General features: G+C 72.5%; 14 protein-coding genes. 10 read left to right on the top strand and 4 right to left on the bottom strand.

Annotation, left to right across the window (positions count from 1 at the left end; all coding sequences use genetic code 11):
• Nucleotides 1–103: 103 nt before the first annotated feature.
• The 4 genes from ODJ79_RS26450 to ODJ79_RS26435 all read left to right on the top strand — a co-directional run bounded on the left by ODJ79_RS26450 (nt 104) and on the right by ODJ79_RS26435 (nt 4,650).
• Nucleotides 104–1,513 (top strand): sensor histidine kinase, encoded by a 1,410-nt coding sequence (locus ODJ79_RS26450; RefSeq protein ID WP_263026286.1) that lies wholly within the window; start codon nt 104–106, stop codon nt 1,511–1,513.
• Complete coding sequence (locus ODJ79_RS26445) at nt 1,488–2,180, top strand: response regulator (RefSeq protein ID WP_263026285.1); 693 nt, start codon at nt 1,488–1,490, stop codon at nt 2,178–2,180. The genes ODJ79_RS26450 and ODJ79_RS26445 overlap by 26 nt, the downstream gene beginning before the upstream one ends.
• Before the next feature lie 126 nt (nt 2,181–2,306).
• Nucleotides 2,307–3,743, top strand: coding sequence for a YeiH family protein (locus tag ODJ79_RS26440; RefSeq protein ID WP_263026284.1), 1,437 nt, complete (start codon nt 2,307–2,309; stop codon nt 3,741–3,743).
• Between the two features lie 13 nt (nt 3,744–3,756).
• The gene (locus ODJ79_RS26435; protein ID WP_263026283.1) at nt 3,757–4,650 is read left to right on the top strand and encodes a LysR family transcriptional regulator; all 894 of its coding nucleotides are present in this window, start codon (nt 3,757–3,759) and stop codon (nt 4,648–4,650) included.
• Here the strand turns inward: ODJ79_RS26435 and ODJ79_RS26430 are convergent.
• A complete protein-coding gene (locus ODJ79_RS26430) occupies nt 4,637–5,158 on the bottom strand; it encodes an FBP domain-containing protein (RefSeq protein ID WP_263026282.1) in 522 nt (173 codons plus the stop codon). The two genes, ODJ79_RS26435 and ODJ79_RS26430, sit on opposite strands and share 14 nt — an antisense overlap.
• A gap of 151 nt (nt 5,159–5,309) precedes the next feature.
• Here ODJ79_RS26430 and ODJ79_RS26425 point away from each other — a divergent pair, with 151 nt between their 5' ends.
• From ODJ79_RS26425 to ODJ79_RS26415, 3 genes are read left to right on the top strand one after another with little or no spacing between them, the layout of a single operon-like run.
• The gene (locus ODJ79_RS26425) at nt 5,310–6,074 is read left to right on the top strand and encodes a lytic polysaccharide monooxygenase (protein ID WP_263026281.1); all 765 of its coding nucleotides are present in this window, start codon (nt 5,310–5,312) and stop codon (nt 6,072–6,074) included.
• A complete protein-coding gene (locus ODJ79_RS26420; protein ID WP_263026280.1) occupies nt 6,059–6,652 on the top strand; it encodes a DUF305 domain-containing protein in 594 nt (197 codons plus the stop codon). The genes ODJ79_RS26425 and ODJ79_RS26420 overlap by 16 nt, the downstream gene beginning before the upstream one ends.
• A 24-nt stretch (nt 6,653–6,676) precedes the next feature.
• Nucleotides 6,677–7,201 (top strand): GNAT family N-acetyltransferase, encoded by a 525-nt coding sequence (locus ODJ79_RS26415; RefSeq protein WP_263026279.1) that lies wholly within the window; start codon nt 6,677–6,679, stop codon nt 7,199–7,201.
• Nucleotides 7,202–7,444: 243 nt separating this feature from the next.
• On the opposite strand, the gene ODJ79_RS26410 is transcribed toward ODJ79_RS26415, so the two are convergent.
• From ODJ79_RS26410 to ODJ79_RS26400, 3 genes are all read right to left on the bottom strand, one after another.
• Complete coding sequence (locus ODJ79_RS26410) at nt 7,445–8,074, bottom strand: hypothetical protein (protein ID WP_263026278.1); 630 nt, start codon at nt 8,072–8,074, stop codon at nt 7,445–7,447.
• Nucleotides 8,075–8,203: 129 nt separating this feature from the next.
• Nucleotides 8,204–8,842 carry a response regulator gene (locus ODJ79_RS26405; protein WP_263026277.1) on the bottom strand — a complete coding sequence of 213 codons (639 nt, stop codon included), beginning with the start codon at nt 8,840–8,842 and terminating at the stop codon, nt 8,204–8,206.
• Entirely contained in the window at nt 8,839–10,023 is a 1,185-nt protein-coding gene (locus ODJ79_RS26400; protein WP_263026276.1) for a sensor histidine kinase, read from the bottom strand. Before ODJ79_RS26400 ends, ODJ79_RS26405 begins: the two co-directional genes overlap by 4 nt.
• 155 nt (nt 10,024–10,178) lie before the next feature.
• Between ODJ79_RS26400 and ODJ79_RS26395 the strand changes: the two genes are divergently transcribed.
• The 3 genes from ODJ79_RS26395 to ODJ79_RS26385 are packed head-to-tail and all read left to right on the top strand — an operon-like array spanning nt 10,179 to nt 14,593.
• Nucleotides 10,179–10,943, top strand: a complete 765-nt coding sequence (locus ODJ79_RS26395; RefSeq protein WP_263026275.1) for an ABC transporter ATP-binding protein — start codon at nt 10,179–10,181, stop codon at nt 10,941–10,943.
• On the top strand, nt 10,940–13,468 hold the full coding sequence (locus ODJ79_RS26390) for an FtsX-like permease family protein (RefSeq protein ID WP_263026274.1): 2,529 nt from the start codon (nt 10,940–10,942) through the stop codon (nt 13,466–13,468). Before ODJ79_RS26395 ends, ODJ79_RS26390 begins: the two co-directional genes overlap by 4 nt.
• 60 nt (nt 13,469–13,528) lie before the next feature.
• Nucleotides 13,529–14,593: a GNAT family N-acetyltransferase gene (locus tag ODJ79_RS26385; protein WP_263026273.1), complete on the top strand. Its 1,065-nt coding sequence runs from the start codon at nt 13,529–13,531 to the stop codon at nt 14,591–14,593.
• The last annotated feature ends 22 nt before the right edge of the window (nt 14,594–14,615 follow it).

Here is a 14,615-nt window from a genome sequence, read left to right as displayed (position 1 = left end):
GCTGACATCGGCCGGATTGCGGGCGGTTTCTCCGTCCGCGGACCGGCAAAGTCCTAGTTCTTTCGGCCGATGTTTCTTCCCCGGCGCTGCCTAGGCTGATGGCGTGTTCCGAGACGAGCTGCGCACGCTGTGGGCCGAGCCGAGGGCGCCCGGGGCGCCGGCCCGGGTCCCGGGTGATTGGCTGCTGCTCGCCGCAGGGCTGACCGCGACGGCACTGGAGGCGTCGTTCCGCGAGCAGGTGACCTGGCGCCCGGTGTCCACTGTTCTCACCGTCGGCCTGTGCCTGCTGGTGCTGTGGCGGCGCACCCATCCGCTGGCGATGGTCGTCCTCGCCTTCGGCGGCGGCGTGCTGCTCACTCTGATCGACGTGCTCACCGGGCACACGGCGCCGATCGGCCTGCGTGCCGGCATCATCGTCCTGTTCCTGGTCCATGCCCTGACCAGGTGGGGCTCGGGGCGCGAGATCGTGCTCGGCTCGGTCGTCATCCTCGCCTCTTTCGCGGTGTCCTCGATCGTCGAGGGCGGCCCGGCCGGCGACATCATCGGCGGGCTCTCGTTCCTGGCGTTCCCGGCCGCGCTCGGCGGTTTCGTCCGCCTCCGCACGACGTCTCGTCGACGCGAGCTGGAGCAGATGCGCGCTCGCGAGCGGGAAAGCATCGCCCGCGAGCTGCACGACACCGTCGCCCATCACGTCTCCGCCATCGTCGTGCGCGCCCAGGCCGGGCGGGTTCTCGCCGGCCTCGACCCGTCGACCGCGGACGAAACGCTGGCCGGTGTCGAGGAGGAGGGCGCACGCACGCTCGAGGCGATGCGGGCCATGGTCAAGGCCCTGCGCACCGCGGAGACGGATGCCGAGCTGAAGCCATTGCCCGGCACGGCCGACCTGAAGCGCCTGGCCCGCGACCGGCCGGGCGACGCTGCCGGTGGCATCCCGATCGACCTGCGTCTCGACGGCCCGGCCGAAAACCTGCCGCAGGCCGTGGACACTGCGGTCTACCGCATAGTGCAGGAGTCCGTGACCAACGCGACCCGCCACGCGACCGGCGCAACCCTGGTCGAGGTCCGGGTGACAGTCGAGCCCGACCGGGTCCGGATCGCCGTCCGAGACGACGGGGCCATCGGCGGCCATCGCCCGCGCCGCAGTGGGTTCGACCTGACCGACGACGGCATTGTCGGCAGCGGGCGCAGCGCTGACGGATCGAGCAGCCGCGGTGGTCAGCGCCGTGGTGGGTTCGGCCTGGCCGGCGACGGCCTGGCTGGCGACGGCCTGGCTGGCGGCCTTGTTAGCACAGGGCGCAGCGCGCACGGGGCGACCGGTGGCGACGGTCCGCGTCGTCACGGGTTCGGTCTTGTCGGGCTGGAGGAGCGGGCGGCTCTGCTGGGCGGAGTTCTGCGGGCCGGCCCTTGCCGCGATGGCGGCTGGGTGGTCGAGGCGGAGCTTCCGTTGAGCGGCGTCAAGGAGTCATCACCTGAGGGGAACAAGGGCAGTGTCCATCCGCGTGCTCATCGCTGACGACCAGGCGGTCATTCGGAACGGGCTGCGCGTCATGCTGCAGACGGCGCCCGAGATCGAGGTCGTCGCCGAGGCAGGGGACGGGCGGGAGGCGGTGCGGCTGGCGCGGGAGCTACGGCCCGACGTGTGCCTGCTCGACATCCGGATGCCCGAGATGGACGGCCTTGAGGCGACCCGGGAGCTGGCCGGTCGCGGGGTGGCCGACCCGATGGCGGTCATTGTGATCACGACGTTCGACCTGGACGAGTACGTTCATCGAGCGCTGCGCGACGGCGCCCGCGGGTTCCTGCTCAAGGACGCCGGGCCGGAACTTCTCGTCCAGGCCGTGCGGGCCGCGGCCGACGGTGGGGCGCTCATCGCGCCGACCGTCACGGCCCGGCTGCTGGAGACCTTCGCCAACCTGCCGACCGGGCGGCGCGCGATCCAACCGCTCGAGCCGCTCACACCAAGAGAGGAGGACGTGCTGCTGGCGGTCACCCGCGGCCGCACCAACGCCGAGATCGCCGACGACCTGCGGATCAGCCTGAGCACCACGAAGACCCACCTGGCGAGCCTGATGGCCAAGCTCAACGCCCGCAACCGCGTCGAGCTCGCCATGTGGACTTATGAAACCCGCCGAATCACCCCGAGCGCTCCGGCCGAGCCGGCCAACAGCCGTCCGCCGTAGTGGGGGAGTAGTCGGTAGCGCGCCCTGGAATCGCCTTGATCAGCGCCGCGGTCATAGGTTCTGGCTATGACCGCGCACGGCAGGTAGGCGGTACCGGGCGGCCGGATCCGGGCCGAACCTGGACTGGTGCTGCTGCTTCTGCTCGCCCTGGGTCTCGCCGCCTTCACGGCCGGCTCCCTCGTGCCGTCCGTTGGGGCGCCGATCTTCGCGGTCGTCGGCGGTGTATTGCTGAGCCCGCTGGCGCGCCGCCTCGCGAGTCGGGCGGCGGCCCGGGCGGAGGGCCGGGCGGAGGGCCGGGCGGAGGGCCGGGCGGAGGGCCGGACACCGGCGGGTCGTGGAGAGTCGGCGATGTCGGGCGAGCGGGCGCGACAGGCCGCGACGGCGGTGCATGGCGAGGTGGCGGCCAGCAGGGGCATTTCGGCGCGCGTCGAAACGGGGGCGCGCGGCGAGGTGGAGGTGCGCGCAGAGACAGGGGTGCGCACCGAGGCGGGGGTGCCGGCTGAGGCGGCGGTGCACGCGGAGACGGCGGTGCACGCCGAGGCGCCGGTGCACGCGGAGACGGCAGTGCCTGCTGCGGTTGAGCCCTGGGCGCGCGCTGAGACGGTGATGCTTGCTGAGGCGGGGACGCATGCCGAGACCGGGGCGGGCGGCGAGACGGCGGGGTGCGGCGAGCGGGCGGGGTGTGGCGAGACGGCGGCACCTGTGGAGCTTGCGGTGGGGGAGCCGGCGGCGGCCGGGAGCGTTGAGCCGCGTGCGGTGGGGACCGTGCGGCGGCAGTCGGTGCTTGAGTTTGCCAAGGGGCCGGTTCTGCGGTTCTCGATCGTGTTGCTGGGGGCTCAGCTTTCGCTCGGCGAGGTGGCCTCGGTCGGGGCCAGCTCGCTGCCGGTCATGCTGGGGACGCTTGCCGTCTGCCTCTTCCTCGCCTGGCTGGTGGGGCGGCGACTCGGGATTCCGCGGGACCTTCGCACGCTCATCGGGGTCGGGACGGGGATCTGCGGGGCGTCGGCGATCGCTGCCGTGACGCCGGCGCTGCGGGCGAAGAGCAGCGACGTCGCGTACGCGATCTCGACTATTTTCTTCTTCAACGTGGCGGCGGTTCTGGCTTTCCCGCCGCTCGGGCACCTCCTCGGGCTCGATCAGCAGGCCTTCGGGCTCTTCGCGGGCACCGCGGTGAACGACACCAGCGCCGTGGTCGCGGCCGCCGCCAGCTTCGGGCCGCTCGCCGCCCAGCATGCCGTGGTGGTCAAGTTGGTGCGGACGCTGATGATCATCCCGGTGACGTTGGTGCTGTCGAAGGGGGCCAGGGCGCCCAAGCAGTGGTTCCTCGTGGCGTTTCTCCTGGTCGTGGGCGTGAATACGGTCGGTCTCGTACCGGATGCGGTGCAGCCCCTCCTGCACCGGCTCGCCCTGCTGTGCATCGCGGTCGCGCTCGCCGCGGTCGGGCTCTCGACCGACGTGGCCGGACTGCGCCGGGCCGGCATGCGGCCCCTGCTGCTCGGGCTGATCCTGTGGATCGCGGTGAGTGTCACCAGTCTTGGCCTGCAGCACCTGACCGGCGTGTGACAGACTGCGCGCGATGCCCCTTCCGCCCTGGATAAGCGATCTGCCCGCCCTTGACCTGCTGCTCTCGGTCGCCGAGACCGGCAGCGTCGGCCGCGCGGCCCAGGCGCACGGCATCAGTCAGCCCAGCGCCAGCGCCCGCCTGGCCCGGCTCGAACGACGTCTCGGCGTGCCGCTGCTGGTCCGCTCCCGGCGCGGCAGCCTGCTCACCCCGGCCGGGCAGGCCGTCGCCGTCTGGACGCAGCAGGTCGTCGGGGCCGCGCACACCCTCGCGGACGGGGTGCTGAGCCTGCGCGCCGACCAGGCGGCCCGGCTGCGCGTCGCGGCCAGCCTCACCGTCGCCGAGTACATGCTGCCGGCCTGGCTGCTCGCCCTGCGCCGCACCCACCCGGACACCGAGATCTCCGCCGAGGTGGCCAACAGCCAGGGAGTGTTCGAGATCGTCCGCTCCGGCCGGGCCGACCTGGGCTTCGTCGAGTCGCCGGACATCCCGGCCGGCCTCAGCCGCCGCCAGGTCGGCGAGGACCGGGTCGCGCTGGTCGTCTCGGCCGGTTATCCGCTCGCCGCGCGGGTCGGCCAGGACCTGCCGATCGCCGACCTGCTCGAACAGCCACTGCTGCTGCGCGAGCCGGGCTCGGGCACCCGCGACACGTTTCTCGGGGCGCTCGAGAAGGCCCTCGGCGCGATGCCGCCGCTGCCGCACGCGACCAGCCTCGGCTCGACCACCACGATCCTGGCGACGGCCCGCGCCGGCGGCGGCATCGGCGTGGTCAGCGCGCGGGCGGCGGGGGACCTGGTCGAGCTGCGGGTGCCCGGTCTCGACCTGCTCCGCCCGTTGCACGCCGTCTGGCTCGGTAAGCACCCGTCAGCCCTGGCCGAAGACCTGATGAAGCAGGTCAGCGCGAACTGAGGCGCCCCGAACTGAGCTGACCCGACGTCACCCGTTTGACGAACCCGTTCAGGTTGGTCAGCGCCCGATCCACCCGCTCCTCCAGGGAGAGCGACTCCTCCTGCCGCACCAGCCGCCCCCGCGGCTGCCGCTTGCCCCGCAGATAGAGCGAGCACGCCAGGTCGCTGCAGATGTACTCGCCGACCGTGTTCCCGTTGCGGCCGGCCGCCCCCGCCAGCGGCGCCACGAACAACGTCACCCCGTCCGCCGTGTGGCCGGTGTAGCAGATCCGGCACATGCTCGACCGCATCGCCGTGCTGCGGCGCGCCTCCGGCCGGCGCAGGACGATGCCGACCTCCGCCGAGACGACCAGCAGGGCTCGCTGCGGCGCGCCGGGATCGGTCCAGCCGAGGAAGTCGAGGTCCGGCCACGGCACCGCGGCGAGATCCGGCAGCTTGATCCGGCTCGCTTCGCCCTTGCTGCAGTTGGCGAAGCCGGCGCGGATCTCCTTCTCGGTGAGTGGTTCCATCCGGCGAACGCTAACGGATCGCCCAGGCAGCGGCACTCGATTAACGGGACATCGAAAAACTTCGTTAAGTCTATTTACTGTTAACACTCTTTAACTTATGTTGACCGCAACGACCGGCGCCACATCCCCCATGAAGCCCAAGGAGTTCTTCATGCGACGCAGGTTCACCCTTCCCGCACTGACCGTCGGCGTGACCGCCGCCTCGCTCCTCGTGGCGGTCTCCCCGGCTTCGGCACACGGCTACATCTCATCCCCGCCGAGCCGTCAGGCCAACTGCGCCAGCGGCGCGGTTCCCAACTGCGGCGACATCATCTACGAGCCGCAGAGCGTCGAGGCCCCGAAGGGCTCGACCCTCTGCAACGGCGGCGGCTCCCGCTTCGCCGTGCTCAACGACAACAGCAAACCTTGGCCGTACGCCTCGGTGGGCAGGACCGTGACGTTCAACTGGGTCATCACGGCCCGGCACGCCACCGCCACCTGGGAGTACTTCATCGGCGGCACGCTGCTCGCGTCCTTCAACGACGGCGGCGCCCAGCCCGGCGCCACCAAGCAGCACACCGTCAGCATGGGCAACTTCACCGGCAAGCAGACGATCCTCGCCCGGTGGAACATCGCCGACACGGCGAACGCCTTCTACTCCTGCGTGGACGTGAACATCGGCGGCGGCAGCACGACACCGCCCACCACGCCGCCGACGACCCCGCCCACCACCGCCCCGACGACTGCGCCGACCACGACACCGCCGACCACGACACCGCCGACCACCACCCCGAGCGGGACCTGGAAGGCCGGCACCGCGTACAAGGTCGGGGACGTCGTCACCTACAACGGCGTCTCGTATCGCTGCCGGCAGGCGCACACCGCCATCGTCGGCTGGGAGCCGCCCAACGTACCGGCGCTGTGGCTCGCCATCTGATCCGGCTGGCCCTGATCCTGGCGCTGGTCGCCGGCTGCTCCCCGGAGCGGCCGGCGGTCAGCGCCGCGCCGCCGACCACCACGACCGACGGGGCGGTCAGCGCCACGTCGCCGTTCAATGCGACCGACGTGATGTTCCTGCAGATGGGCCTGGCCCAGATCGCCGAGGGCGACCAGGTGGCCCAGCTCGCCGCGCAGCGGGCCGGAGACGCGCGGATCCGCGCCGTCGCCACCGAACTGCGCACCCAGTGGCGCGACGAGTCCGGCCCCATGCAGCGCTGGCTGCTGGGCTGGCAGCAGCCGCTCGCGGCCGATCCGTCGGCCGGCGCGCACGCCGGGCACGGCGCGTTGCATGCCCTGCGGGCGGCCGACCTCCAGGACTTGCGCTCGGCGTCCGGTTCCGATTTCGACCGTACGGCGGTGAGCCTGCTCCTGGGCCAGCTGGCGAACTGCGTCGAGACGTCCCGGATGGAGGAGTCGGGCGGCGCCTATCCGCCCGCCCGGTCCCTCGCGGCGACGGTCACCCAGCGGCGGCAGTCGCAGATCCAGCGCCTGCTCACCCTCGCGGCCGGCCAATAACCCTTCCCACGTACGGTGGCAGGCATGCCCGAGCTGATTGCGCCCACCACCCGCCTGCATGCCGCCTGGATCGCGTCGCGCGACGAGTGGGGGCGCGGCGTCCACCAGGACGGCGCCGGCATGCGCCCGCAGGACGAGTACGACACGCCCGAGGGCTTCGCCCGGTGGGTGCGCCGGCTCACCGACGAGGAGGACGTCCACATCCCGCCGGCCCAGGACTGGGTGCACTGCACGTACCGGTGGATGGTCGAGGGCGACCGGGTGCTGGGCGCGATCTCGCTGCGGCACATCCTCACCGACTATCTGATGGAGGTGGGCGGGCACATCGGGTACGGCGTGCGGCCCTCCGAGCGTCGCAAAGGGCTGGCCGGCTGGGCGCTCGGGCTGACCCTGGACGAGGCGCGCAAGCTCGGCCTGGAGCGGGTGCTGATCACCTGCCGGGTCGCCAACGTCGCCTCGGCCCGGACGATCGAGAAGGCCGGCGGCGTCTTCGAGGACATCCGCGGCACCGGCGACGACGAGGTCCGCCGCTACTGGATCACGCTGTAGCGCGCCCGCCAGCCGAGGCGCGGTAGCGCCGTCTCGACATCCATCGGGGGTAGCGCGCCATCGACGTCGGGCACTGTCGGCGGAGCAGACGCCACCGGTCAATCGGCGACAGCCAACGACGCGACTGCCCCGACCCATGGACGCCGCAACCCAGGCGAGAGTCTCCACGGATGGCCGACCCTGCCGGAACCCGCCATCCCTCCAGTCCTCGTCGGTCATGATGTGCCTCGGCGGCGAATCCGGTCAGGAGGCGGCCGGTGGACGGCGCTGCCGCTGCGGCATGTCGGGCGCCGAGGGCCGCGCGCCCCGCCGCTTCCCGGGCGGGAACTGCCGCACGTTGCGCGGCGGCGGGGGAGATGGAGCCGGACGCGGCGGTCGCTCCTCGTCGGCCGGTGACTCGCCGGGTTCCGCCGGTGGGGGAGCGGGTGCGGGCTCGTCCGCGACCGGAGTGGACCGTTCCGGCCCTCGCAGCCGCGGCCACAGTCGCACCTCGACGGCCGGGCGTGGCCGGGCCCAGAGCAGCGGCACCCCGAACGGCACCACGAGCACGCCGACGATCAGCGCCGGCAGCCAATATCGCACTCCGCCCGTGACCACCAGCGCGGTGAGCAGGGCGAGGGAGATCAGCGCCATCCGCAGCAGCGCCCGCTGGCCGCTGCGGGCGGCGGCCGGCGCCACGAACAGCACGTGCAGGGCGAGCAGGGCGACCAGCAAAGTCCGGACCGGCAGGTGGTCGCCGACGCCGACGACCGCGAGCAGGACGACGAAGGCGGCGGTCCAGTATCGCAGCGACCCGGTCGGTAGCAGCAGAAATCCGATGACCACCCAGATCGAGATGATCACCGACGTGGTCGCTTCGAATCCGCTGATCATCCAAGCCTAAAGGGGATTGCCGCGACTCACATTCGCTGAGGAGGGCAAATTGTGTGCCACGTTCGGCAACTACCCCATCTCGCTGCGTGATATTGGGCGAATATCCGCCCAGAAGGGCTGTCGGCCGGGTCAGCCGACCAGGCGGCGCTCCCACGCCCACGCGGCGATCTCGACCCGGCCGCGGGCGCTCAGCTTGGTTTGCACGCTGCCCAGGTGGGTCTTGACTGTGCCGATCGAGATGAACAGCTCGCCGGCGATCTCGGCGTTGGTCAGGCCGCGCGCCACCAGCTTCACCACGTCCAGCTCCCGCGGCGACAGGCCGCCGTCGTCGGTGACGGGCCGGGGGAGGGACAGGTGCTCCAGCAGCCGTACGGTGATCTTCGGGCTGATCAGGGCGTCGCCGGAGACCGCGGCGCGGACCGCCTCGACCAGCAGGGCCGGGCCGGAGTCCTTGAGCAGGAAGCCGGCCGCGCCGTTACGCAGTGCCTGGTGGACGTACTCGTCGAGGTCGAACGTGGTCACCACGACCACCTTGATCGGGTCGGCGACGCCGGGGCCGGCCAGCAGGCGCAGCGCCTCGAGGCCGTCCATCTTGGGCATCCGGATGTCGAACAGCGCGACGTCCGGCTTGAGCTTGCGGGCCAGGGCGACCGCCTCGACGCCGTCGGCCGCCTCGCCGACGACCTCCATGTCCGGCTGGGCGCCGATGATCATGCCGAAGCCGGTGCGGACCATGGCCTGGTCGTCGGCGATCAAGACCCGGATCACTGGGCCACCTTTACGTTGAGCGGGAACGCGGCGTCGACCACCCAGCCGCCCTCGATGCCGGGACCGGCCGAGAGGCGGCCACCGACCGCGCGGACCCGTTCGGTCAGGCCCACGAGACCGTACCCCGCGCGTTCCCGGGGGCCGGAGGGCCGTGCCGTCCCGTCGTTCGCCACCCGCACCAGCAGCCACTCCGGGGTCCGGCGGATCCACACGTCGGCGACCCGGGCGCCGGTCGCGTGCTGCCGGATGTTGGTCAGCGCCTCCATCACCACCCGGTACGCCGACGTGGACACCTCGACCGGCAGCCCTTCGATCGGCCCGTCCAGGTGCAGCCGGCCCAGCGGCCCGCCCGCCCCGGTGAACTGCTCGATCAGCGGCCCGAGGTCGGACACCCCGGCGACCGGGGCGAGCGGCGCGTCCGGCCGCGACTGGGGATCGCGCAGCACGCCGACCATCCGGCGCATCGACGCCATCGTCTCGGCGCCGGCCTGCTCGATCTGGTCGAGCGCCTGCACCACGCGTTTCGGGTCCTGCTCGGCGATGAACTTCGCGCCCTGTGCCTGCACCACGATCCCGGTGACGTGGTGCGCGATGAAGTCGTGCAGATCACGGGCGAACTCGGCGCGCTGCTCCGCTCGTACGGCGTCGAAGGCCCGCTGCCGGGAGCTCTCGATCGTGCGCAGGTAGACGCCCAGGCCGGTGGCCGCGGCCGCCGCGAGGGCCTGGATCAGGCCGAAGATGACGAACTCGGCGGTCTGCCCGCCGCGCAGCGGCAGGAAGCTCACCGCCCCGCCGGTGGCGATCACCGCGGCCACCGCCCAGCCCGGATGGGCCCGGCGTGCCACCACGAACAGCACGCCGAGCAGCGCCAATGACTCGGCCAGCCCCCAGCTGCCGAACTCCGGGTCGGAGACCGCCACCACGAACGTGACCACCAGCGAGGTCAGGCTGAGCCAGATGGCCGCCTTGGCCAGCGAGACGGAGTTCTGCTTGTGCGCGGGCAGCCAGACCGCCGCGGCGGCCATCGCCAGCAGGATCCGGACCAGGCCGAGCAGCTCGTTGCCGGCCTGCGAGACCAGGCGGCCCTGGGCCACGTCGAACAGGCCGAGCATCGCCAGCACGAGCAGCGCGCCCACCTGGCCGAGGCGCAGCAGGATCTTCCGATTCGGGTTTGTCTCCATCTTGTTGCCCAGCGTAATGGCAGGTCAGGTGCTCCCCATCGGCCGAAAGTTAGAGAGCCGCCCGCGGCGTAAGCCCTCCCGGCGGCCGATGTGCCGATCGCCCGGCTCCACCAGACTCCTCGGCGTCGGAAGAGATCCCTGCGAGTGGAGTCACCATGCAGACCCAGTTCCCACCGGCCGCGCAGGACGCGCTGGCCGCCGTCGCGGCCGTCGACCTGGTCAAGGTCTACGGGAGCGGCGACACGGCCGTACGCGCGCTGGACGGGGTGACCGTCGGCTTCACCCGCGCTCAGTTCACCGCGATCATGGGCCCGTCCGGTTCCGGCAAGTCGACGCTCATGCACTGCCTGGCCGGCCTCGACACGGCCACCTCCGGGCAGGCGACGCTCGGCGGCACCGACCTGACCCGGCAGAGCGACCGGGTGCTGACCCGGGTGCGCCGCGAGCGGATCGGCTTCATCTTCCAGTCGTTCAACCTGCTCCCGCAGCTGACCGCCGAACAGAACATCCTGCTACCGCTCGAGCTGGCCGGTCGCAAGCCCGACCGGCACCTGTTCACCCACCTCACCGAGGCGCTCGGCCTCACCGGCCGGCTCAGCCACCGGCCCGGCGAGCTCTCCGGCGGCCAGCAGCAGCGGGTCGCGGTGGCCCGCGCGCTGATCTCCCGCCCGGAGGTGGTCTTCGCCGACGAGCCGACCGGCAACCTGGACTCCCGGTCCGGCGCCGAGGTGCTGCAGTTCCTGCGCAACTCGGTGCGTGAGCTGGGCCAGACCGTGGTCATGGTCACCCACGACCCGGGCGCCGCCGCGTACGCCGACCGGGTCGTGCTGCTCGCCGACGGCAAGGTGGCCGGCGAGATCGACCGGCCCGACCACGAGTCGGTCACCGAGGCGCTGCGGTCGCTGGCGGCGCAGCGATGAGCGCGGTCCTGCGCACCCAGCTGCGCGGCGTGGCGCGGCGACCGGCCCGGCTGCTGCTCACCGGCCTCGCCGTGCTGGTGGTCTCGTTCGTCGTCTACGCGACGGTGCTGGCCCAGCAGATCACCAAGCGCAGCGTGCTCGACGGGCTCAGCGGCACGCCCGCGGCGGTCGACATCGTGGCCCGCAAGGGCACCCTGACCACGGGCGAGCTCGCCGCGATCGGCAAGATCCCGGGAGTTGCCGAGACGGCCGGGCGGGCCGAGGCCGGCGGCGAGATCGGCTCCGAATACCTCCAGATCCTCGCCGACTCGTCGACCGGGCCGCTCGCGGTCAGCCACCTGGTCTCCGGCCGCCTGCCGCAGGGCCCGTCCGAGATCGCGGTCAGCCCGCGCACGGTCGAGCGGCTCGGCATCAAGCCCGGCTCGACCGCCAAGGTCTCGCTGCGCTACGACCAGGACGGCAAACCCCTGGCGCCGACCTCCCTCACGGTGGTCGGCATCGTCACCGGCCGCGACGACTACGGCTTCCAGGCGTACGCGTCACAGCCGGCCGTGGCGCAGATGAGCGGTTCCGATGGGCTCAACCAGATCGACGTGCGGCTGGCACCCGGCGCGGACGCGAACGGCGTACAGAAGCAGATCGAAGACCTGGTGGCAGCGGGCGCAAGCAGGGTGAAGGACGGTGAGCGGCCGGAGGTCGCCACCGGCGGCCAGGTCCGCCTCGAGGAGGCCCGGCAGAAGGCGAGCCAGGTGGACCGGGTCTTCGAGGTGATCGGCCTGTTCGTCGCGATCGCCGTGGTCGCCGCCGGGCTGGTCGCCGCCTCCACCTTCCGGATCGTCTTCGCCCAGCGGATGCGGCAGCTGGCCCTGCTCCGCGCGGTCGGCGCCGGCCGCGGCGGCATCACCTGGTCGCTGGCGGCCGAGGGGGCGCTGACCGGGTTCGTCACCGGGCTGGCCGGGGTGCTGCTCGCGCTCGGCGCCGGTCAGCTCGTGCCCCGCGTCGTCGCCGCCTTCGGGCCGCACGTCGCCGCGCCCGGCCTGCCGGTCCGGCCCGCCCTGCTCACCGTGCTGCTCGCGGTGGTGCTGACCGTGGTCGCGGTGGTCGCGCCGGCCTTCACCGCCGGCAAGGTGTCCCCGCTCGAGGCGCTGCGCGGCGCCGGCGTCACCGGGGGCCGCCGCGACATCGGCAAGCTGCGCTGGGCGTTCGGCCTGCTGCTGGCGGCCGGTGCCGGACTGGTCGCCGCGTACGTCGTGGTCAACCTGCCCGGCCGGAACCCGAAGAACTACGACCCCTCGATGAACCTGCTGGCCATCGTCGCCTCCGGCGGGCTCGCCTTCCTGGCGCTGATCGCGCTGGGCCCGGTGCTGGTCCGGCCGGTGCTGGCGGTGCTCGGCGCGCCGGTCCGGCACGCCGGTCCGGTCGGCCGGCTCGCCGCCGGGGGCGTGGGTGGCGCCCCGCGCCGGGCCGCCGCGGTGTCGGTCGTGGTGGCGCTGGGCGTCACGCTGATCGCCGGCTGCCTGGTCGGCGGCGCGTCGATCCGGGTCCTCGCCGTCCGGGACAGCTCGTTGTCGTCCCCGGCCGACTACGAGCTGACCACCAACGACGACCCGATCCCGGCGACCACGGTCAGCCAGTTGCAGGCCCGGTCGGAGCTCACCCACATCGCGCCGTACCGGCGGCTCGCGGTGAAGACCGGCAACGGCACCGAACTCCAGGCGGTCGACGTCCAGCTCTCCCAGGTGCCCCGGCTCGCCGACCTCGACGTGGCGGCCGGGAAGGTCGCCGACCTCGGCCCGGGCAAGGTGATCATCTCGGGGTTCATGGCGGACGACCAGGGGCTGCACGTCGGCGACAAGGTCACCGTCGTGGCCGACAAGCGCTCGATGCCGCTGACCGTCGCCGCCGAGCTGAACGGCAGCACACCGCTGGCCTCGTCGATGGTGGTCGACCCGTCCGACATGACGAAGCTGGGCGCCCCGGCCGCCTTCACCGGCCTGCTCGCCGACCAGTCCGTCGCCGGTGAGAAGGGCCGGGCCGACGGCCGCCGGGCGCTCACCGACACGGTCGGCAGCCACCAGTGGGCGATCGACGTGCTCGCCGACGAGCGCGACCAGATCGACAGCGAGCTCACCGTCCTGCTCGCCATCGCGCTCGGCCTGATCGGGCTCACCGTGCTGATCGCGGTGGTCGGCGTCGGCACCACCACGGCGCTGTCGGTGGTCGAGCGGGTGCGCGAGTCGGGCCTGCTGCGGGCGGTCGGGCTGTCCCGGGGCGGGTTGCGCGCCATGCTCACCACCGAGTCCGCGCTCTACGGCGTGATCGGCGCCGGGCTCGGGCTGGTGCTGGGCGTCCCGTACGCCTGGCTGGCCGTGCAGGCGCTCGGCGTGAACGCGCCGTTCACCCTGCCGATCGGCCAGCTTGCCCTGGTCTTCGTGATCCTGGTGCTGCTCACCGCGGCGGCCGGGGTGCTGCCCGCCCGCCGGGCCGCGAAGGTCAGCCCGGTGGTGGCGCTGGGCACCGAGTAGGCCCCGATCGCCGGCCGCCTTCTTGCCCCCGGCGGCCGGCGATCGGCTATAAAGCGACCTATGTGGCCACTGTTCGATCTGCGGATCCGCCATCGCGACGTGCTGCTCCGGTGCGTGCGCGAGGCGGATCTGCCGCATCTGTGCGCGGTGCTGCCGCCGGATGTCGGGCACGATCCGAGGCTGGCGCTGTTCGATTCGCAGACGATGCTCGAGAACGAGCGGCGGCTGCTCTGCATGGGCTACTGGAAGTCGCTCGGCACCTGGGATCCGGCCTCGTGGATCCTGCACCTCGCCGTGATCGTGCACGACGAGATCGTCGGGGTGCAGACCGTGGAGGGCGAGAACTTCCCCGCCCTGCGCACCGTGGACTCGGCGTCGTGGCTGGTGCCCGCGGCGCGCGGACGCGGGATCGGGGTGCGGATGCGTACGGCCGCTCTGGCATTCGCCTTCGACTGTCTCGGCGCGACGGCGGCGATCAGCTCGGCCACCCTGGCGAACGGCGCGTCCCTGGGAGTGTCCCGGCGCGTGGGATATGTCGACAACGGCCTCAGCCGGATCGTGGACACCGGCGGCGACGTCGTCACGCTGCAGAATCTGCTGCTCACGGCCGACCGGTGGACGTCGCCGCCGGTCACCGTGACCGGCTTCGAGCAGTGCCGGCCGTGGTTCGGCCTGCAGACCCCGGTCACGCTGCGGCCGCCCGTACCGGCCGATGTGGAGATCCTCCACGAGCAGCAGGCGGACCCGGTGGCCCGGGACCGCGCGAACGTGCCGTCCCGCTCCCGCGAGGAGTTCGAGGCGCACTGGCGCGACCGCGTCCTCGGCGACCCGGCCGTGCTGGTCCGGACCGTGTGCGTGGGCTCGGAGGTGGCCGGTTACGTCACGGCCTGGTGGAAGGAGGGCCGCCGTAGCGTCGGGTACTGGCTCGGCCGGCCGTTCTGGGGCCGCGGGATCGGCGGGACGGCCGTGCGGCAGTTCCTCGAGCTGGAGCCGACGCGGCCGCTCTACGCCGACACCGACGTCGACAACCTGGCCTCACGGCGGCTGCTGGAACGCTGCGGCTTCCGGCTGACCGAGGTGGGCCACGAGGACGGCGTCGACTACGTGGTGCTCATGCTGGCCTGAGCGGTGTTCATACGGATCTAGG

It is taken from the genome of Actinoplanes sp. KI2, from assembly GCF_025630775.1.
Taxonomy (GTDB): Bacteria; Actinomycetota; Actinomycetes; order Mycobacteriales; family Micromonosporaceae; genus Actinoplanes.
The sequence above is the reverse complement of the archived record's forward strand: the minus strand, read 5'-3'. Positions and strand labels throughout refer to the sequence as shown.